Source organism: Micromonospora sp. C97 (assembly GCF_018070385.1).
Lineage (GTDB): Bacteria > Actinomycetota > Actinomycetes > Mycobacteriales > Micromonosporaceae > Micromonospora > Micromonospora parva.
The window spans coordinates 20,367-39,232 of the sequence record NZ_JAGPXU010000006.1 but is presented as its reverse complement, the minus strand read 5'-3'; the positions used below and the strand labels follow the sequence as shown (position 1 = coordinate 39,232).

Here is an 18,866-nt window from a genome sequence, read left to right as displayed (position 1 = left end):
GCGGATAACCCCTAGGTGTAGAGCAACCTGGCCATTCGCCGGGAAGCCACCAGCAGGCCGAGCACCACCATCGCCAGCAGGTAGAGCACGTCGAGCAGCCAGAGCCAGCCGCCGCTGCCCAGCGTGACCCCGCGGATCAGGTGCACCGAGCGGTACAGCGGGGTGATCTCGACGAGCCAGTGCAGCACCGTCGGATAGGCCTGCGCCGGCACGAAGGTGCCGGAGAAGAGGAAGAGGGTGAACTGCGCGGAGCCCATCAGGTCGAAATCCTGCCAGCTGCGCATCAGGGTGGCGATCGTCATGCCGAGCGCCCCGAACGCGAACCCGACCAGCACCGCGGCCGGGAGGGCGGTCAGCGCGCGGGCGACGCTGGTCAGATCCAGGGCGACCATCACCCCGAGGAACGCCGCCGAGTAGGCGCCGCCCCGCAGCATCGCCCAACCCAACTCGCCCACGGCGATCTCGAACGGCCGTACCGGGGTGGCGATCATCCCGTCGTACAGCTTCATGTACTTCATCTTGCCGAAGAAGTTGAAGGTGGTCTCCGCGAGCGCCCCGGTCATCGCCGAGGCGGCGAGCATCGCCGGGGCCACGAACTCGGCGTACGAGACCAGCCGCCCGTCGGGCAGCGGCAGGTCGCCGACGAGCGCTCCGACGCCCACCCCGATGGAGAGCAGGTAGAGCAGCGGCTCCACGAAGCCGGAGAGCAGCAGCAGCCAGTAGACCGACTTCAGCGCCGCGACGTTGCGCCCGAGCACCGACGCCGACCGCCGGGACGCGGCGGAGACGTCGACCAGCCGGGGCAGGATCAGCGTGACCACGACACCCTCTCTGCTCGCTCTTCGGGTTGCTGTTCAGACGACGAGCTTGCGGCGGAACGCGCGCACCGCCAGCAACCAGCCGGCGATCGCCCAAGCGGCCAGGTAGAGCAGGTGCCCGACGATCGACCACTGCGGGGCGACACCGAGCGTGGCCGCCCGGCACAGGTCCACGGCGTGCCACAACGGCGTCACGTACGCCAGCCAGCGCAGCGCGTCGGGCAACGACTCGACCGGGAAGAACACCCCGGCGAAGAGCGTCATCGGAATGACCGCGAACCGGAACAGCATCGCCAGCCAGTTGTCGCTCGACACCGACGCGGCGTACGCGAAGGTCGGCGCGGCGACGGCCAGCCCGAGCAACGCCACCACCGGCAGGGTGGCCACCGCCCACGGCGAGCGCAACGCCCCGAACACCCCGGTGACCAGCAGGAACGCCGCGATGGTGGTGAGCACCCGGAACAGCACGAAAGCCAGGTGCCCGGCCACGATGTCACCCACCCGCAGCGGCGAAGCGCCCTGCGCGAAGTAGGTCTTGACCCACTGGAAGTTGCTGAACACCGGCCAGGTGGAGTCGCCGACGGTCACCTGGAGCGCGGTCGAGGCGATCAGCCCGGGGACCAGCCAGTCGAGGTAACGCACCCCGCCGACGCCCTGGTCGATGTAGGCGCCGACGCCCAGCCCGAAGCCGAGCACGGTCAGCACCGGCAGCAGGAACGAGGAGAACACCCCGGCCCGCCAGGTGCGTCGCAGACCCACCAGGTAGTGCTCGAACACCGCGTACGCCGGCACCCAGGGGAACCGCGCCGATCCCGCCACACTCACCCGATCACCCCGCCCACCGCGTCGTCCACCACGACCTGTCTACCCCTGGGGTACGACAGACCGCCGGTCACCCTACGACGGGCCCGCCGACGTGTCGCCCGGGTTTCGCCGCGCGCCACTCGAGGCCCGCTCGTTGATCAACTCGGGTTTCAAGAAGTCGGGGTGTCAACGGCCGCGGGTCGGCCCGACTTCCTGAAAGTCGAGTCGATCAGCGGGGCGACCCGCACCCGAGACGGGTCGGTGCCGACGGCGTCGACCGGTATCGGGAACTCCCTCCGGCCAGCGTCCACCCGAGTTCGGCCGCGGAACCGATCGGAGCGACGACCGCCACCTACCGGCCGACGGGGTCGGACCCGACGAACGCCCGCCACGCGCCAGGCGTGAAGACGAGCACCGGGCCGCCCGGGTCCTTGGAGTCGCGAACGGCGACCACACCAGGAATGTTGTCGGCAACCTCCACACAGGCACCGCCGCTGCCGTTGCTGCGGGTGCTCTTGCGCCACCGGGCGCCGGTCAGCTCCATGTCTCCGCCACTTCCGCGATCAGGTCGAGGGACTGCTGCTGCGATAGTGCCTCACCCCGGATCGACTCCCACACCTCGACCATCTGCCGCACGTACTCGACTCGGTCGATCACCTGCCCGTGGCGCTGCCCGTCGAGGAAGACGACATCCTCGCCGCTGGCTGCCGTGGCGATCACGAAGGGTCCGTCGAGCCCAGCGTACGCACCGGCGGAGAGCGGCACGACCTGGATTCGGACCCGGGGCAGGGCCGAGCTGAGCTTCACCAGGTGGCGCAACTGCTCGCGCATCACCTCCGGCCCGCCGACGTGGCGGCGCAGCGCGTACTCGTCGATGACGGCAGTGAGCAGCGGCGGCCGGGTGCGGGTGAGCACGCCCTGCCGGTCGAGTCGGGCGGTCACCTGCTGTTCGACCTCGTCCGCAGCGAACAGCCCGGCACCGGCCAGGATGGCGCGCGCGTAGCCCTCGGTCTGCACCAGGCCGGGCACGTAGACCGGCTCGAACCACCGAAGTGCGGTTGTCTCCTGCTCGATGGCGGCCCAGTCGCGGAACCACGGCACCACGGCCTCGCGGCTGATCCGCCGCTGGATGCGTTCGAACCGACCGTCAGCTGAGAACACGGCGTCACACCGGCGGGCGAAGTCGAGACTCGGCCGCCGCTCGGACGTCTCCACCTTGGCGACCAGCGCCCCGGAATAGCTCAGCGCCTCGGCCAGCGCCGTCTGCGACATGCCACTGGCGGCCCGGGCCAGCCGCAGCTCCTCGGCGAAGTGCTCCAGCATGGACGAACTCTCCACGGACAACCCCCGTACATCCTCGTACCGTGCCGGGCCGGCCGCCGTACGCGCTGGTCGTCGGCGTGCGGAACCTCCCACCGTAGTCGGATCCTCAGCAGACTGTCACGCAGCGGAACCGCTCACGGGATCGGACGGCGGGCGGAACCAGGCCGGGAGCGCCCTGTGACCCCCCGATCCGGGGCGCTCCCACCCACCCGACGGAGGTTCCCTCGTGCCACTGACCCGGTCGACTCATGACGGTGGCGGGCACTGATGCCCCGGTACCGCCCGCACGTGGCGGCCCGGCCGTCCTGGCGCTGCCGGGTCTGCGGTGCGGCGTGGCCCTGCTCGCCGGCCCGTCTGGCGCTGCTCGGCGAGTACCGCGAGGACCGGATCAGCCTGCTCATCTACCTCGCCACTGTGCACCACGAGGCGGCCGGGGACCTCGCCGGCCAGGTCGACAACGACCGGCTGTGCGACCGGTTCCTCACCTGGGCCAGAGCCCGCTGAGCGGTGATCGTTGGCAGCTCAGCAGCGCGACACGCGGCAACGGTTGCTGCTGAGCTGCCAACGATCCGAACGGGTCGACCTCGACGGCCGCCACCGGTCAGGCCGGTCGGTACGCGCGGACCAGCGCCTGCACGGCGTAACCGAGCAGCAGCACTCCCGCGCCGACGCCGACCACCAGACCGGCGGAGACCGCCGAGGCGAGGGCGATGCCGAGCCCGGCCGCCGCCACCAGGCACAGCGCCCCACCGAGCGGGCGAAGCAGCGGGTCGCGCAGCAGCGGCGCGAGTGGGAAGAAGTGCAGACCGACCACCAGGCAGACCAGCACCGGAACGTACTCGGACCAGTCGGCGGCGACCAGCACGGCGGCACCCAGCCCGGCGGCGGCGAACTCGGCGACGACGATGAGCAGGTACGGGCGGTCGGCTGCCCGGTCCCGGGGGCTGCCGGCCCCCCGGAGTCGGGCGGACAACACGCCGCCCAGCACGGCGGTGAGCAACGCGGCGATGCTTCCCACCACGAGCAGGGCGCGCAGCGGTTGCTCCGCCGCCGGCACACTGAACCAGACCATCGCGAAGAAGCCGAGGTAGAGGGCGGTGAGCCCGGCCTGACGTCGGTTGGCGGTCACCAGATCGGACATGAAGCTCCTTCGGGATACGGCATACCGCCGGTCACCTTACGGCGGCCCACTCCCCGCCCGTTCCTTGATCGACTCGGGTTTCCGGAAATCGGGCTGTCGGGCCCGCCGCGTCACCCCGACTTTCAGAAAGCCGAGTGGATCTTGGCGAGTCCGCGTCGGTACGCCGGAGATGTCGCGGCCGAGCTGGCAGCGATCAGGGGTGGGCGGTCAGTCGACCAGGGTGCGGCCGATCAGCCGTGGGTGCTCAGTCGACCAGGGTGCGGCCGGTCAGATGCAGGAAGACATCCTCCAGGCCGCTGCGCCGGACCAGCACGTTCGCCGGCTGGAGCCCCAACGCGGCGACCTCGGCGACCGCCGCGTCACCGTCGGGCACGTAGAGCAGGACCCGGTCGGGCAACACCTCGACCCGCTCCCCCAGCCCGTCGAGCTTGCCGGCGAAGGGCTCCTGCGACTCGGCGGCGAAGCGCAGCTCGACCACCTCGCGGGTCGAGTGCTGCTCGATCAACGCCCGGGGCGAGCCCTCCGCGACGATCCGCCCGCCGTCCATCACCACCAACCGGTCACAGAGCTGCTCGGCCTCGTCCATGTAGTGCGTGGTGAGCACCAGCGTGACGCCCTGCTGCTTGAGCCGGAACAGCCGCTCCCACACCAGGTGCCGGGCCTGCGGGTCGAGCCCGGTCGTCGGCTCGTCGAGCAGCACGATCTCCGGGTCGTTGACCAGCGCGCGGGCGATGGTCAGTCGACGTTTCATGCCACCGGACAGCGGCTCGACCTTGCTGTCGGCCCGCTCGGTGAGCTGGACGAAGTCGAGCAGCTCGGCGGCCCGCTCCCGAGCCGTCCGGCGGGAGATGCCGAAGTAGCGGGCGTAGACGGTCAGGTTTTCCCGGACGGTCAGCTCCGGGTCGAGATTGTCCAGTTGCGGGCACACCCCGAGGCGCGCGCGGATCGCCGGCCCGTCAGCCACCGGATCCATGTCGAGGATGCGCAGCTTGCCACCGCTGGGCGGGGAGATGCAGCCGACCATCCGCATGGTGGACGACTTGCCCGCGCCGTTGGGCCCGAGGAAGCCGAACGCCTCACCCGAGCGGACCTCGACATCGATGCCGGCCACGGCGGTGAAATCGCCGAACCGCTTCACCAGCCCACGAGCCTGAATCAGTGGTCGCCCCGAAGTCACCGCCCGACACTAACCGCCGGGTCCGACAGACCTCCACGCACATACGTCCGCACTGGCCGGTAGCGCCGGTGCCGGTGCCGGCGGTGGGGAAACGCCGATCGATGCCCCACCCGTCAGCTGATCGACGTGTATCGTCCCCCTGTGTCGCCCATCAGCTCGCCCGATGGTTCGTCGTCACCTACCCGACCAGCCAACTTGCCCGCCGACAAGAGCGCGGCGCGCCCCGGCGGCAGGCCACCCCGACCACGACCGGGAGCCGGGCCGGCGGAACCCGCCGAATCCGACGGCACCAGCTCGCCCACCAGCCCGGCGACCAGGCCCGACCAGGCCGAGCCCGACGCAGGCAAGCCCGACCAGGCCAGGCCCGACCAGACCGAGCCCGACGCAGGCAAGCCAGGCCAGGCCAGGCCCGACCCGAGCAAACCCGACCAGGCCAGGCCCGACCAGGCCGACCCTGATCCGGGCAAGCCCGACCAGGCCGGGCCGGACGTCGCCGAGCAGGCGACTCGGGACCTGGCCGCCCAGTTCGAGGACGAGAAGCCGGGCCGGGTGCTCTCCGGGCCGACCGGGCTGCTTCTCACCATCGCGGCGCTGGCGGTCGGCGCGCTCGCCCTGTGGCAGGTGTTCCAGCCCCTGTCGCAGGGCAGCAAGTATTACCTGATCATCTTCCTGGCCGGCGTCCTTCCGCTGGTCTTCCTCGCCTACCCGGCCGACCTGCGATTGCCGGCCCGCCTCCGCATCCGGCGGCGACCCGCGTCGACGCGGCCCACAGTGACCGACTGGGTGCTCGTCGCCCTGGCCGTCGCGGCCTGCCTCTACCCCATCGTGCCGATCCGGATCGGCGACGGTGGCGGCGGCTACAACGCGTTCCTCGACCGACAGGGTCTGCTGTCGCCGACGGATCTGGTGCTGGGCACCGTCCTGCTGCTCCTGCTGCTCGAAGCCTGTCGACGGACCACCGGTTGGATCCTGCCCGCCATCTGCCTGGTGTTCCTCGGCTACGGCTACTACGGCGGGTTGCTGCCGCAGTCCTGGCCGGTCGCGCACGCCGGGCTGGACTTCAGTCAACTGGTCGACGCGTTCTACAACTCCGACAGCGGCTTCTACGGCACACCACTCGACGTGGCCGCCTCGTACATCGTGCTGTTCACCATCTACGGCGCGGTGCTGGACCTGTCCGGGGCCGGGCGGTTCTTCGTCGACCTGTCGGCCGCGGCGTTCCGGCGCTCGCGTACCGCCGCCGGCCGGACCGCTGTCGCCTCCGGCTTCCTGCTCGGCACCGTCTCCGGCTCCGGGGCGGCGACGACGGTGAGCATCGGCGCGGTCACCTGGCCGCTGCTGCGCCGCGCCGGCTACCCACCGGAGCGGGCCGGCGGCATGCTGGCCGCGGCCGGTGTGGGCGCCATCCTCTCCCCGCCGACCCTGGGCGCGGCGGCGTTCATCATCGCCGAGTACCTGGGCGTCTCGTACCTTCAGGTGCTGGGCTGGGCAACAGTGCCGACGGTGCTCTACTACCTCGGCATCCTGCTCGCCGTGGAGATCGACGCCCGCCGCTCCGGCGTACGCCCGGTGGTGGTCGACGTCGGCTCGCCCTGGCGTCTGCTGGGCCGGTTCGGCTACCACTTCGCCTCGCTGATCGCCATCATCGTGTTCCTCGCGATGGGAATGTCCGCGACGAGGGCGGTCGTGTTCGCCACCGTTCTGGCCGTCGCGCTCTCCTTCCTGGACCGCACGCACCGGCTCACCCCGGGCAGGCTGGTGACAGCGCTCGTCACCGGCGTACGCGGCGTCCTCGCCGTCACCGCCGTCTGCGCCGCCGCCGGCATCATCACGGCGACCACCACGAAGACCGGCCTGGGGCCGCAGGCGGCGGCGCTGCTGATCGGCGGGGCGAAGGCGGCCACGTCGGATCCGACGCTGGTGCTGGTGCTCACCGCGCTGCTCGCCGCCCTCGCGCTCAGCCTGCTGGGCCTGGCCGTGCCGGTCACCGCGTCGTTCGTGATCGGTTGGGTGATCGTCGGCCCGGCGCTGCTCGACCTGGGCGTCACCGCGCCGGCTGCGGCGATGTTCGTCTTCTACTTCGCGGTGCTGTCCGAGGTGTCCCCACCGACCGCGCTCGCCGCGGTGGCCGCCGCCGCGGTCACCGGCGGCCGGCTGGTGCCCACCATGTGGCAGACCCTGCGGTACGCGTTGCCGGCGTACCTGACCCCGATCGCCTTCGTCATCACGCCGGCCGGGCTCGGTCTGCTCGGCATCGGTGGCGTCGGGCGCATCGCCTTCGCCGCCGTGGTCACCGCGCTCAGCGTGGCCGTGCTCGCCGTCGCCGCCGGTGGTTGGCTGCCCGGCGTGGGGCCGGTCGGCGCCCCGGAACGGCTGCTGGGCGTCCTCGCCGGCGTCACACTGCTCTGGCTCGAACCCGTTCCGGTCACCGTCGGCGCGACGCTGGCCGCCGTCGCGGCAGCGGGTGTGTTCCTGCGACACCGGTCCGCCGACCGACAACCGTCCGATCCTGTGGAGGAACAACTGTGAGACGAATCGACGTACGGCTCGCCGCGAGCCTGAGCGTGCTCGCCCTCGTCGCGGTCGGCGCCGCGGGGTGCGGAGGTCAGCAGGGCGGTGCGGCCACTGACGACGCGGCCAGTGAGGTCACCTGCGAGGTGACCAAGGAGACCCGCGTCGGCATCGCCACCGGCAACGCGACAGGCGTCTACTACGTGGTCGGCAACGCCCTGGCCGGGCAGTTGTCCGGGGCGACCGGTGGCAAGCTCACCGGCACCGCCGCCGAGACCGGCGCGTCGGTGCAGAACGTCGAGCAGCTCGTCGGCGGCCAGTACGACGTGGCGTTCTCGCTGTTCGACACGGCGGTCAACGCGGTCGAGGGCAAGGGCAGCTTCTCCGCGCCGCAGCCGGTGCAGGCGCTGGCCCGCATCTACGACAACTACACGCAGGTGGTGGTCCGCAACGACTCCGGGATCACCTCGGTGGCCGACATGCGGGGCAAGCGGATCTCCACCGGCTCGCCGAAGTCCGGCACCGAGGTGATCGCCAACCGGCTGTTGGAGGCCGCCGGCCTCGACCCGGCGAAGGACGTCCGAGCGCAGCGACTGGACCTGACCAAGACTGTCGAGGGAATCAAGGACGGCAGCGTCGACGGCTTCTTCTGGTCCGGCGGTCTGCCCACCGGAGGGCTCACCGACCTGTTCACCACGGCCGGCGACTCGGTGAAGTTCGTCGACCTCTCGCCGTTGCTGCCGAAGATGGCCGCGCTGAGCCCCGGCTACCAGGAAGGCACGATCGGGCGGGACGCGTACGGCACGGCCACCGACACCCCGACCATCGTCGTACCCAACGTGCTGTTGGTCCGCAAGGACCTGGACGCCAACGTCGCCTGCGCGATCACCCGGACGGTGTTCGACAAGCGCGACGCGCTGGCCCAGGCCAACCCGGCGGCCAAGGGGATCTCGCTGGAGAGGGCCCGCAGGACCCTGCCGGTGCCGCTGCACCGCGGCGCGGAGAAGGCGCTGAAGGACCTCGGCGCGAGCTGACCCGGCCGCTCAGACGTCGGCCGGCGCGGTGGCGGCGCGGGCCACGGCGACCAGCCGGTCGGTCTCGGCGAAAAGGGCCTCGTCGTCCGCCGCAGTGCCGGGGTCGAGTCGGACCGTCCAGGTCAGACCGTCGACCCCGGCCACGCGCCGGGCCGCGACCCGCGCCGCGCCGCCGGGCACCGGCTGGTGCTCGGTGTACGCGACCGAGCGGGTCACCCGGGCCCGCACCTGGTGCGGCAGCTCTCCCGGGTCGAGCAGCAGGTACGTCTCCGCCGGACCGTCGACGACCACCGTGTAGCCGTCCCGCTCGGCGACGGGCTCGGCGGGTGTGACGGTCAGCTCCCGGCCGGACCAGACCGCCTTGAGGATGGTGTGCCAGCCGAGCCGCTGCCCCCGACCGGGCAGCCACAACCCGAGGTTGGTGGCGACCACCACCCCGTCGCCCTCGCCGTTGCCGGCGGCCGCCCAGGCCAGCACCCGCTCGTCGGAGGTCAGCGGCGGCCGGTCGGCCGGCGGCAGCTTCGGCTTACGGCTGAACAGTCCCATCTAGAGGCCTCCCGCAGCCTGCTCGCGCAGCGCCCGGGCGTGCTGCTCCAGGGACAGCAGCTCACCGAAGGCGGCGAAGTACTCGTCCTTGTTGTTGACCGGGTTGATCCGTTGGATGCGTGACTTGAGGTCCCGGATCCGGCCGGTCACCGACCCGAACTGCACCCGGGCCATGGTGATCGACACGTAGCGCGGGTCCGGTTCGCCGTCGATCCGCAGCGGTTCGACGGCCAACTCACCGACCAGCGCCGCTGCCGCCAGGTCGTCGCAGGCGTCGCGGACCGACTCGATCCAGACCGCGCCGCCGGTCGCCGACGCGGCACCACCGGCCGCGGCGATGGCCGTACGCACCGCGACGTGCACCGGGTGGCGGTATTCGGTGGCCTCCACCGCGTCGAACATCGGCCCGGCCAGGACCGGCTGCTGGAGGGCGAGTTTGAGCGACTCCCGCTCGACCATCGACTGTGGGCTGTCCACTGCCGGCTCGGGGCGGGCCGAGGTGGGCCGGCCGGCGGGGGCGGCGTCGCGGGTGCCGGGCGACGCGGTGTTGCCGGCGGCGAGCACCGCCCGCTGCACCGGCTCGATCTCCATGCCGAGGTCCATGGCGAGCTTGCGCACGTACTCCGGGCGCTTCTCCCGGTCCTTGAGGCGGGCCACCAGCGGCGCGGCGTGCCGCATCGCCTCGACCCGGCCGTCCACGGTGTCCAGGTCGAAGCGACCGATCACGTGGCGCAGCGCGAAGTCGACGAGCGGTTCGCGGCGGGCGACCAGGTCCCGCACCGCCAGGTCGCCCTTGGCCAGCCGCAGATCGCACGGGTCCATGTTGTCCGGGCTGACCGCGATGAAGGTGCGCCCGACGAAACGCTGATCGTCCTCGAAGGCGCGCAGCGCGGCCTTCTGCCCGGCGGCGTCGCCGTCGAAGGTGAAGATGATCTCGCCGGCCACCTCGTCGCTGTCGAACAGGAGCCGCCGCAGCACCGAGATGTGGTCCGCGGCGAACGCGGTGCCGCAGGTCGCCACCGCCGTGGTCACCCCGGCCAGGTGACAGGCCATCACGTCGGTGTAACCCTCGACGATCACCGCCCGCCCCTGCTTGGCGATCTCCCGTTTGGCCTGGTCGATGCCGTAGAGCACGTGCGACTTCTTGTAGATCGGCGTCTCGGGGGTGTTCAGGTACTTCGGGCCGTCGTCGTCGTCGAAGAGCTTGCGCGCCCCGAAGCCGATCACGTCACCGGCGAGGTCGCGGATCGGCCAGAGCAGCCGGCGGCGGAACCGGTCGATCAGGGTGCCGGAGCGGGCCTCCCGGGACAACCCGGCGGTGACCAGCTCCTGGTGGGTGAAGCCCTGCTGGCGCAGGTGCTTGGTGAGCAGGTCCCACCCGTCCGGCGCGAACCCACAGCCGTAGCGCTCGGCGGCGGCCCGGTCGAAGCCCCGTCGGGCCAGGAACTCCCGGGCCGGCCGGGCCCCGGCGGTGCCGAGCTGCGCCCGGTAGAACTCGACGGCGGCGGCGTGCGCGGCGACCAGACGCTGCCGCTGACCCTGCTGCGGGCGGGGCCGCGGGGTGCCCTTGTCGTCCTCGACGTAGCGCAGTTGGATGCCGGCGCGGCCGGCCAGCCGCTCGACGGACTCCACGAAGCTGAGGTGGTCCGCGTCCATCAGGAACTTGATCGCGTCCCCGCCGGCCCCGCAGCCGAAGCAGTACCAGACGTTGCGGGCCGGAGACACGTTGAACGACGGACTCTTCTCGTCGTGGAACGGGCACAGGCCCTTGAGGTTGCCGCCGCCGGCGGACTTCAGGGTGACCGTCTCGGAGATCACATCCCCGATCGAGGTGCGTTCCCGGACCAGTGCGATGTCCTCGTCCCGGATCCGCCCAGCCATTCGCCACCCCCTCCCCGTACATCCTGCCCTGCCGGACCGACGACACGCCGGCCGGGGGACGCCGGTGTGGCGGCGGCCGCTGCCGGCTGGGCGGTTCCGACCCGCGAGCCGGGTCCGCGCGGGGACCATGACCAGATGCGCCGGGTACGGACCCAAGCCCTCCGCCTGCCGAGATGGCTGGCCGGTCTGGTCGGGCTACCCGACCAGACCCCGGGTGCGGACGAGGCCGGGCATCGGCACGCCACCTGGTTGGAACTCTTCCTCGACCTCATCTTCGTGTACGCGCTGGCGGCGGTGGTGGCCCGGCTGGGCGACGAACCGAGCCCGTCGCCGAGGGCGGTGCTGGCCGTGATCGGGCTCTTCGTGGTGGTCCAGTGGGCCTGGATGGGGCAGGTCTACTACGACACCCGCTTCGACCCGGACGACGCGCTGCACCGGGTGCTGGTGCTCGTCGCGTTGGTCGGCGCGGGCGCGATGACCCTCGGCGTCGACGAGGTGCCGGAGAGCGTGCTCCTGCCGGTCGGGTACCTGATCGTGCGGGGCGTGCTGCTCCTGCTGTACCTGCGCGCCCGTCCCACCAGCCCGATGGCCCGGATGGTCACGACGGTCTATCTGATCGGTTTCGGGTCGGGCTGGACGCTCTGGCTGGTGTCGCTGGCCGCGCCCATCGAGCTGCGCCCGGTGCTGTGGATCGTCGCGATGGTGATCGAGCTGGCCACCCCCTGGGTCGGGGTGCGCTGGCTCAACCGCTGGCCGGTGGACAACCGGCACCTGCCGGAACGGATCGGCCAGTTCACCATCATCGTGCTGGGTAGCGCGCTGGCCAGCCTGCTCTTCGCCGTGCCGGACCACCCCCCGCCACACATGATCCTCACCGCCGCGTTGGCCTTTCTGATCCCGGCGGCGGTCTGGTGGGTCTACACCACCTTCGTCACCACCCGCCTGACCCAGCGCCGACTGCGCGGCGGGCAGGCGTACAGCTACCTGCACATTCCGCTCGGCGGTGCGCTGCTGCTGCTCGGCTGGGCGCTCGGGCAGGTCGTCCGGCTGGTCGACGACAACGCCAACCGACTGCCGCTGGAGCTGCGGCTGCTGCTGGGTGCCGCGATGGTGATCTGGACGGTCTGCGGGCTCGCCCTGTACTGGCTGTGGACCCGACCGAGCGCCGCCCGGTTGGCGATCGCCGCCTACGGGGTGGTCTCGGTCGGCGTGATCACCACGACGGTGCACCAGCCGAGGCTGATGCTGTCGCTGCTCTCCCTGGCGGTCGTCGGGTACGCCGTACTGCTCAGCCGGCGCCTCGCCCGCGCCGGTCAGGAGCTGAACACGCCCGAGGGATGACCGGCGCGTCAGGCCGCCGCGGCCGGCGCCGGGACCGCTGCCTCCTCGGCCGCCACCTGCTGGTTCCAGGCGGCCTTGGTGGAGCGCCAGCCCTCGTCGTCCATACCGCGCCGCCAGTAGCCGGAAATGGAGAGCCGGTCCAGGGGTACGCCCCGCTCGCCGCGCAGCAGCCGGCGCAGCTCCCGGACGAAGGCCGCCTCGCCGTGCACGAACGCGTGCACCTGGCCGGCCGGGAACTCCAACGCCCGCACCGCCGCGACCAGCGCCTCGCCCACCGGGCGTGCGCCGCGATGCAGCCAGGTCAGCTCGACCGCCCCCGGGCTGAGCAGCTTCTGCTCCTCCGCCGGGTCGGAGATCTCCACGAAGACATGGGCCCGCGCGCCCAGCGGCAGGCGCTCGCACGCGGCGGCGATCGCCGGCAGGGCGCTCTCGTCACCGACCAGCAGATGCCAGTCCGCGTCCGGGTCCGGGGCGTACGCGCCGCCCGGCCCGAGGAAGTGCACCGGGTCGCCGGGGCGCAGCGCGGCGGCCCACGGGCCGGCCAACCCCTCGTCGCCGTGGTAGACCACGTCCACGGTCAGCTCCCCGGCCAGCGGATCCCAGCGCCGCACCGTGTACGCGCGCAGCCGGGGCCACTGCTCCCGGGGCATGTCCCGGCGGATCGCGGCGAGGTCGAACGGCTGCGGGTACGCCACCCCCGGCTGCGGGAACACCACCTTGATGTAGTGGTCGGTGAACTCGCCCACCGGCAGGCCGACCAGTTCGTCCCCACCGAGGACGAGCCGGATCAGGTGCGGGGTGGGCCGCTCGGTGCGCAGCACCCGGGCCGAGGTGACGTTCCTGGGGCGTTCCGTCATGTCAGTTAGGTTAGCCTAAGTTCGCTGGTGGCCGGTCGGGGGTGCACCAGTACCGACCAGGCGGGTGTGCCAGGTCACCGCCGCCGGGTCGGTGAGCGACGCCACCTGGTCGATCACCACCCGCAGTCGGGCCGCGTCGTCCGGGGCGGCCCGCCACAGCGGGGCGAAGATCGGGTCGAGCCCTTCCGGGGCGTGCCGGACCAACGCGGCGACCAGTTCGGCCAGCATCGTCCGCTGCCGCTCATAGCGGCCCCGGAAGCCACGGCGACGCATCACGTACCGCAGCGCGATGCCCTTGAGCAGCGCGCACTGCGCCCGGACCAGTCGGGGCACCACCAGGTCGGCACCGTAACGGCGGTGCGGGCCCGGACCGAAGCGCTCCTCGGTGGCAGCCACCGCCGCGGACACGAACAGCCCGGTCACCCCGCTGGTGGTCGCCTTCAACGCCACCTGCGCCCGGTGGCTGCCGTCGTACCCGGCGAGCGGAGCGAGCAACGGGCCAGCCAGCAGATCGACAAGGACCTCGGCCAGGTCCGACGCGGACTCCCCGGAATAGGCGGCGGCCACGTCCGCGCAGAGCGCCGCCCGCTCGTCGGCGTCGGTCAACAGCGGACGCAACGTGACGTATCCACCGTGGATGCCGTCCTCCACGTCGTGCACCGAGTACGCCACATCGTCGGCCCAGTCCATCACCTGGGCCTCCAGGCAGCGCCGCTCACCCGGCGCACCGGCCCGGATCCAGTCGAAGACGGCGGCGTCGTCCGCGTACACCCCGAACTTGCGCTCGCCCGGCCGGCGCGGCCAGGGGTACTTGCCGATCGCGTCGAGCGACGCCCGGGTCAGGTTCAGCCCCGCGGACGAGCCGTCCGGGGCGAGCACCTTCGCCTCCAGGCGGGTCAACACCCGCAGGGTCTGCGCGTTGCCCTCGAACCCGCCGCACGGCGTGGCGAGCAGGTCCAGCGCCGCCTCGCCGTTGTGCCCGAACGGCGGGTGCCCGAGATCGTGCGCCAACCCCGCCACGTCCACCACATCCGGGTCGCAGCCCAACCGGGCACCCATCTCCCGCGCGATCTGGGCCACCTCCAGCGAGTGCGTCAGCCGCGTACGCAGGAAGTCGTCAGTGCCGGCGGTGTGCACCTGGGTCTTGGTGGCCAGCCGGCGAAACGCCGCCGAGTGCAGCACCCGGGCCCGGTCGCGCTCGTACGGCGACCGGCGGTGCCCAGTGTCCTTGGGCGGCTCCTCGACCAACCGCGCGTCCGCCGCGTCACCCCTTCCGCGCATCAATTCGCTGCAGTTCGCGACTGCGGGGCTCGCAAGACCGGCTCACTCCTCGCGCTCACGGGGTTTCCGCAACTCGCGACTGCGGGGCTCGCAAGACCGGCTCACTCCTCGCGCTCACGGGGTTTCCGCAACTCGCGACTGCGGGGCTCGCAAGACCGGCTCACTCCTCGCGCTCACGGAGCACGCAGAACTCGTTGCCCTCCGGGTCGGCCAGCACCGTCCACTCGACGTCGCCCTGACCGATGTCGACGTGCCGGGCGCCCATGTCGACCAGCCGCTCGACCTCGGCTTCCTGGTCGGCGGGGCGCAGGTCGAGGTGCAGGCGGTTCTTGCGCTCCTTGCCCTCGGCGACCGGCACGAAGACCAGGCCGGGCAGGCGGTCGGCGGACTGGCGGATCTCCACCTCGTCGGGCTTCTCGGTGACCACCTGATAGCCGAGCGCCTCGGCCCACCAGCGGGCCAGCCGGGCGGGATCGCGGGCGTCGACAGTCAGGCTCTCCCAGACACTGGTCATGCAGTCACCTCTTCCCGTTCGACGCGGCGCCCAATCGGCCGTGTGCGAGGGAGCCAAGATTACGCCCGCCACCACCGCGCGAAGCACCCGCGACGCATCGACGGAAGGCACACAACCACCGATTGGCCCCCAGTTGCCAACCGATCGCCGAGGGTTACGGGCTCGCAGTCGGAAGTGGCTACCGGTAGCGTTCCCAGCGCGGAACGTGACCAGGCGACTGACACGCAGAGCCAACCGATGAGGGGTGACGCTCGTGGACGCAGACACGGTGATGGGTTCGGAGCTACGCGGGCTACGCCACCGCCGCCCCGACATCGCCGGGGCGGTGCTCGCCGGCACCGACGGGCTGCTCATCTCCAGCGACCTGCCCCGCACCGACGCCACCCATCTGGCCGCGCTCGCCGCCGCGAGTTTCGGGCTCGGTCACCGGGTGGCCGACACCGTCGGGCACTGTGAGTTCCGGGAGTCGGTGGTCTGCACCACCACCGGTTGCGTGGTGACCTACCCGGCCGGGCGCAGCGCCCTGCTGACAGTCGTCACCGGGTCGGCGGTCGGGGACCTGGAGGCGTTGCACGAGGAGGCGCGGGCGGTGGCCCGTCGGGCGGGATCGTTCCTGGACGTCCGTGGCACGGGCATCGGCGCCACCTCCGTGCCGGACGCGCACGCCCCGCTGGCCACGCGTACCCCGATGGCGACCCTGCCGGCGCAGTTGCGCCGCTCGTCCCGACCCACCTGGCGTCGCCCGCCGATCTGAGCGTCGACGGCGGCCCGGACGTCCGGGCCGCCGTCGACGTGCGTCAGCGGCTGTCCGACCCGCCGCTCTCCACGACCGCCCGACCGGCCTCCAGCCGCGCCACCGGCACCCGGAACGGTGAGCAGGACACGTAGTCCAGGCCGACCTCGTGGAAGAAGTGCACCGAGTCGGGGTCACCGCCGTGCTCACCGCAGATGCCGAGCTTCAGGCCGGGCCGGGCGGCGCGCCCCTCCTCGGCGGCGATCCGCACCAGCCGGCCGACGCCGTCGCGGTCGATCGACTCGAACGGCGAGATGCCGAAGATGCCCAGCTCCAGGTAGCGCCAGAAGAACGCGCCCTCGACGTCGTCGCGGGAGAAACCCCAGCCCATCTGGGTCAGGTCGTTGGTGCCGAAGGAGAAGAACTCGGCGGCCTCGGCGATCTGCCCGGCGGTCAGCGCCGCCCGGGGCACCTCGATCATGGTGCCGATCAGCACCTCGACCCCGCTGTCCCCGACCACCTCCGCGATGATCTTCTCGGCCTCGGCGCGGACCGTCTCCAGCTCCTGCACGGCCCCGACCAGCGGCACCATGATCTCCGGCTTGGCGACCCGACCCTGGCGGGCGCAGGTGACGGCCGCCTCGGCGATGGCCCGCACCTGCATCGCGAACAGGCCGGGGATGACCAGGCCGAGGCGGACGCCGCGCAGCCCGAGCATCGGGTTCTCCTCGTGCATCCGCCGGACGGCGGCAAGCAGCGCCTCCTCCTTGGCGACGTCCTCGCCGCGTTCCTGGGCGACCGCCACGTTGACCGCGAGCTGCTCCAACGGCGGCAGGAACTCGTGCAGCGGCGGGTCGATGAGCCGGACGGTGACCGGCAGACCGTCCATCTCGCGGAAGATCTCCTCGAAGTCGGCCCGCTGCAACGGCAGCAACGCGGCCAGGGCCGCCTCCCGCTCATCTGCGCCGCGCGCCAGGATCAGCCGCTCGACCAGCTCCCGCCGGTCACCGAGGAACATGTGCTCGGTGCGGCACAACCCGATGCCCTCCGCACCGAAGCGCCGGGCCCGGGCCGCGTCCGCGCCGGTGTCGGCGTTCGTGCGGACCGCGAGCCGCCGCTTGCCGTCGGCGTGCGTCATGATCCGGTGTACGGCCCGGACAAGCGCGTTGTCGATGTGCTCGGGGTCGAGGCTGCCCTCGAAGTACTGCACCACCTCGGAGGGCATGACCGGCACCTCACCGAGGTAGACCTTGCCGGTGGTGCCGTCGATGGACACCACGTCGCCCTCGTTGACGGTCTGCCCGGCCACCGTGAACCGCTTCGCCGGGACGTTCACGTCGATCTCGTCGGCACCGGAGACGCAGGTCTTGCCCATCCCCCGGGCCACCACCGCGGCGTGGCTGGTCTTGCCGCCGCGCGAGGTGAGGATTCCCTTGGCGGCGATCATGCCGTTCAGGTCGTCCGGGTTGGTCTCCCGGCGGACCAGGATCACCGACTTGCCCTCGGCGGCCATCTCGACGGCCCGCGCGGAGGTGAAGACCACGGTGCCGGACGCCGCGCCGGGCGAGGCGCCGATGCCCTTGGCGACCGGCTGGAAGTCGTGGTCGAGCTGGAAGCGGGGGAACATCAGCTGGGCCAGCTGCGCCCCGTTGACCCGGTGCAACGCCTCGTCCAGGTCGATCAGGCCCTCGTCGACGAGCTGCCCCGCGATGACGAACGCGGCGGCGGCGGTCCGCTTGCCGACCCGGGTCTGCAACATCCACAGCTTGCCGCGCTCGATGGTGAACTCGATGTCGCAGAGGTCCTTGTAGTGCTCCTCCAGCCGGGCCATGATGCCGAGCAGCTCGTCGTAGGAGGACTTGTCGAGCTGCTCCAACTCCTGCAACGGCACGGTGTTGCGGATGCCGGCGACCACGTCCTCACCCTGGGCGTTGGCCAGGTAGTCGCCGTAGATGCCCTGCGCGCCGCTGGCCGGGTCACGGGTGAACGCGACGCCGGTGCCGGAGTCCGGCCCGAGGTTGCCGAAGACCATGCTGACCACGTTGACAGCGGTGCCGAGGTCGGCCGGGATCCGCTCCTGGCGGCGGTAGAGCACCGCGCGCTCGGCGTTCCACGACTCGAAGACCGCCCGGATGGCCAGGTCGAGCTGCTCGCGTGGCTGCTGCGGGAACTCCCGCCCGGTGTGCTTCACAAAGATCTTCTTGTACGCGTCGACCAGCCCGCGCAGGTCGTCGGCGTCCAGATCCAGGTCGTTGTGGGTGCCCTTGGCGTGTTTGACGTCGTCGAGCGCGTGCTCGAACTCCTCGCCCGGCACCTCGCACACGGTCTTGCCGAACATCTGGATGAGACGGCGGTAGGAGTCCCAGGCGAACCTGTCGTTCTGTCCGGCCTGGGCGGAGAGCCCCACCACGCTCTGGTCGTTGAGGCCGACGTTGAGGACGGTCTCCATCATGCCGGGCATGGAGAACTTGGCACCGGAGCGAACGGACACCAGCAGAGGGTCCTGCGGGTCGCCGAGGCGCTTGCCCATCGCGTGCTCCAGCGCTTCCAGGTGCGCCTCGATCTGACCGGCGAGCCCGTCCGGCTCCCGGCCCGTCGCCAGGTACGCCTGGCACGCCTCGGTGGTGATGGTGAATCCGGGCGGGACGGGCAGACCCAGGTTGGTCATCTCGGCGAGGTTCGCCCCCTTGCCGCCGAGCAGGTCCTTGAGGTCCTTGTTGCCTTCGGAGAAGTCGTAGACGTACTTGTGATCGACGGTCTCTTGCGCTGCCACCAGAGCCTCCACAACACACGCGCCGGGATTGACACTTAACGAAGGTTCAGTTTCTTCTTCCCCGGGACGGACCGCCGGTAATCCCGGGGTCAACGTCGGTCGGTGGGCGAAGGTTAAGCGACCATCGAGTGA

Annotated in this window: 16 protein-coding genes and 1 pseudogene; 5 read left to right on the top strand and 12 right to left on the bottom strand. The window is 71.7% G+C overall.

Features of this window, described 5'->3' with window-relative positions; genetic code table 11:
- Window positions 1-11: 11 nt before the first annotated feature.
- The 4 genes from KBX26_RS11285 to KBX26_RS11270 all read right to left on the bottom strand — a co-directional run bounded on the left by KBX26_RS11285 (window position 12) and on the right by KBX26_RS11270 (window position 2,945).
- Window positions 12-821 (bottom strand): ABC transporter permease, encoded by an 810-nt coding sequence (locus KBX26_RS11285; protein WP_030330413.1) that lies wholly within the window; start codon window positions 819-821, stop codon window positions 12-14.
- Between the two features lie 33 nt (window positions 822-854).
- Complete coding sequence (locus tag KBX26_RS11280) at window positions 855-1,643, bottom strand: ABC transporter permease (protein WP_051708273.1); 789 nt, start codon at window positions 1,641-1,643, stop codon at window positions 855-857.
- A 331-nt stretch (window positions 1,644-1,974) separates the two neighbouring features.
- A complete protein-coding gene (locus KBX26_RS11275; protein WP_210865386.1) occupies window positions 1,975-2,166 on the bottom strand; it encodes a DUF397 domain-containing protein in 192 nt (63 codons plus the stop codon).
- Window positions 2,157-2,945 (bottom strand): helix-turn-helix transcriptional regulator, encoded by a 789-nt coding sequence (locus KBX26_RS11270; RefSeq protein ID WP_210865385.1) that lies wholly within the window; start codon window positions 2,943-2,945, stop codon window positions 2,157-2,159. The genes KBX26_RS11275 and KBX26_RS11270 overlap by 10 nt, the downstream gene beginning before the upstream one ends.
- 267 nt (window positions 2,946-3,212) lie before the next feature.
- Here KBX26_RS11270 and KBX26_RS11265 point away from each other — a divergent pair, with 267 nt between their 5' ends.
- On the top strand, window positions 3,213-3,449 hold the full coding sequence (locus KBX26_RS11265; RefSeq protein WP_030330417.1) for a hypothetical protein: 237 nt from the start codon (window positions 3,213-3,215) through the stop codon (window positions 3,447-3,449).
- 97 nt (window positions 3,450-3,546) lie between these two features.
- On the opposite strand, the gene KBX26_RS11260 is transcribed toward KBX26_RS11265, so the two are convergent.
- Entirely contained in the window at window positions 3,547-4,086 is a 540-nt protein-coding gene (locus tag KBX26_RS11260) for a hypothetical protein (protein WP_051708274.1), read from the bottom strand.
- Between the two features lie 244 nt (window positions 4,087-4,330).
- Window positions 4,331-5,263: an ABC transporter ATP-binding protein gene (locus tag KBX26_RS11255; RefSeq protein ID WP_210865384.1), complete on the bottom strand. Its 933-nt coding sequence runs from the start codon at window positions 5,261-5,263 to the stop codon at window positions 4,331-4,333.
- Window positions 5,264-5,458: 195 nt separating this feature from the next.
- Here KBX26_RS11255 and KBX26_RS11250 point away from each other — a divergent pair, with 195 nt between their 5' ends.
- Both KBX26_RS11250 and KBX26_RS11245 read left to right on the top strand, forming a co-directional pair.
- Window positions 5,459-7,792, top strand: coding sequence for a TRAP transporter fused permease subunit (locus KBX26_RS11250; RefSeq protein WP_282102189.1), 2,334 nt, complete (start codon window positions 5,459-5,461; stop codon window positions 7,790-7,792).
- Window positions 7,789-8,808, top strand: a complete 1,020-nt coding sequence (locus tag KBX26_RS11245; RefSeq protein WP_210865382.1) for a TAXI family TRAP transporter solute-binding subunit — start codon at window positions 7,789-7,791, stop codon at window positions 8,806-8,808. The genes KBX26_RS11250 and KBX26_RS11245 overlap by 4 nt, the downstream gene beginning before the upstream one ends.
- Window positions 8,809-8,817: 9 nt before the next feature.
- Here KBX26_RS11245 and KBX26_RS11240 read toward each other — a convergent pair whose 3' ends face one another.
- Together KBX26_RS11240 and dnaG are read right to left on the bottom strand one after the other, a co-directional pair.
- Window positions 8,818-9,354, bottom strand: coding sequence for a hypothetical protein (locus KBX26_RS11240; protein ID WP_030330422.1), 537 nt, complete (start codon window positions 9,352-9,354; stop codon window positions 8,818-8,820).
- A pseudogene (gene dnaG / locus KBX26_RS11235) lies at window positions 9,355-11,257 on the bottom strand (DNA primase). It abuts the gene before it with no gap.
- Window positions 11,258-11,370: 113 nt separating this feature from the next.
- Between dnaG and KBX26_RS11230 the strand changes: the two are divergent.
- Window positions 11,371-12,576, top strand: a complete 1,206-nt coding sequence (locus tag KBX26_RS11230) for a low temperature requirement protein A (RefSeq protein WP_156057408.1) — start codon at window positions 11,371-11,373, stop codon at window positions 12,574-12,576.
- 8 nt (window positions 12,577-12,584) lie between these two features.
- Here KBX26_RS11230 and KBX26_RS11225 read toward each other — a convergent pair whose 3' ends face one another.
- The 3 genes from KBX26_RS11225 to KBX26_RS11215 form a co-directional block, all read right to left on the bottom strand.
- A complete protein-coding gene (locus KBX26_RS11225) occupies window positions 12,585-13,433 on the bottom strand; it encodes a siderophore-interacting protein (RefSeq protein WP_030330425.1) in 849 nt (282 codons plus the stop codon).
- A gap of 15 nt (window positions 13,434-13,448) precedes the next feature.
- A complete protein-coding gene (locus tag KBX26_RS11220) occupies window positions 13,449-14,714 on the bottom strand; it encodes a deoxyguanosinetriphosphate triphosphohydrolase (protein ID WP_210860063.1) in 1,266 nt (421 codons plus the stop codon).
- 160 nt (window positions 14,715-14,874) lie between these two features.
- Complete coding sequence (locus KBX26_RS11215; RefSeq protein WP_030330427.1) at window positions 14,875-15,228, bottom strand: VOC family protein; 354 nt, start codon at window positions 15,226-15,228, stop codon at window positions 14,875-14,877.
- Between the two features lie 253 nt (window positions 15,229-15,481).
- Here KBX26_RS11215 and KBX26_RS11210 point away from each other — a divergent pair, with 253 nt between their 5' ends.
- Window positions 15,482-15,982 (top strand): roadblock/LC7 domain-containing protein, encoded by a 501-nt coding sequence (locus tag KBX26_RS11210; RefSeq protein WP_051708281.1) that lies wholly within the window; start codon window positions 15,482-15,484, stop codon window positions 15,980-15,982.
- A 43-nt stretch (window positions 15,983-16,025) separates the two neighbouring features.
- Here KBX26_RS11210 and ppdK read toward each other — a convergent pair whose 3' ends face one another.
- Window positions 16,026-18,734: a pyruvate, phosphate dikinase gene (gene ppdK, locus KBX26_RS11205; protein WP_210865381.1), complete on the bottom strand. Its 2,709-nt coding sequence runs from the start codon at window positions 18,732-18,734 to the stop codon at window positions 16,026-16,028.
- Between the last annotated feature and the right edge of the window lie 132 nt (window positions 18,735-18,866).

Excerpts from the sequence above, each read along its gene's own strand:
- KBX26_RS11275 (WP_210865386.1), bottom strand. The coding sequence starts at position 2,166 with ATGGAGCTGACCGGCGCCCGGTGGCGCAAGAGCACCCGCAGCAACGGC.
- KBX26_RS11270 (WP_210865385.1), bottom strand. The coding sequence starts at position 2,945 with ATGCTGGAGCACTTCGCCGAGGAGCTGCGGCTGGCCCGGGCCGCCAGT.
- KBX26_RS11265 (WP_030330417.1), top strand. The coding sequence starts at position 3,213 with ATGCCCCGGTACCGCCCGCACGTGGCGGCCCGGCCGTCCTGGCGCTGC.
- KBX26_RS11260 (WP_051708274.1), bottom strand. The coding sequence starts at position 4,086 with ATGTCCGATCTGGTGACCGCCAACCGACGTCAGGCCGGGCTCACCGCC.
- KBX26_RS11240 (WP_030330422.1), bottom strand. The coding sequence starts at position 9,354 with ATGGGACTGTTCAGCCGTAAGCCGAAGCTGCCGCCGGCCGACCGGCCG.
- KBX26_RS11230 (WP_156057408.1), top strand. The coding sequence starts at position 11,371 with ATGCGCCGGGTACGGACCCAAGCCCTCCGCCTGCCGAGATGGCTGGCC.
- KBX26_RS11225 (WP_030330425.1), bottom strand. The coding sequence starts at position 13,433 with ATGACGGAACGCCCCAGGAACGTCACCTCGGCCCGGGTGCTGCGCACC.
- KBX26_RS11220 (WP_210860063.1), bottom strand. The coding sequence starts at position 14,714 with ATGCGCGGAAGGGGTGACGCGGCGGACGCGCGGTTGGTCGAGGAGCCG.
- KBX26_RS11215 (WP_030330427.1), bottom strand. The coding sequence starts at position 15,228 with ATGACCAGTGTCTGGGAGAGCCTGACTGTCGACGCCCGCGATCCCGCC.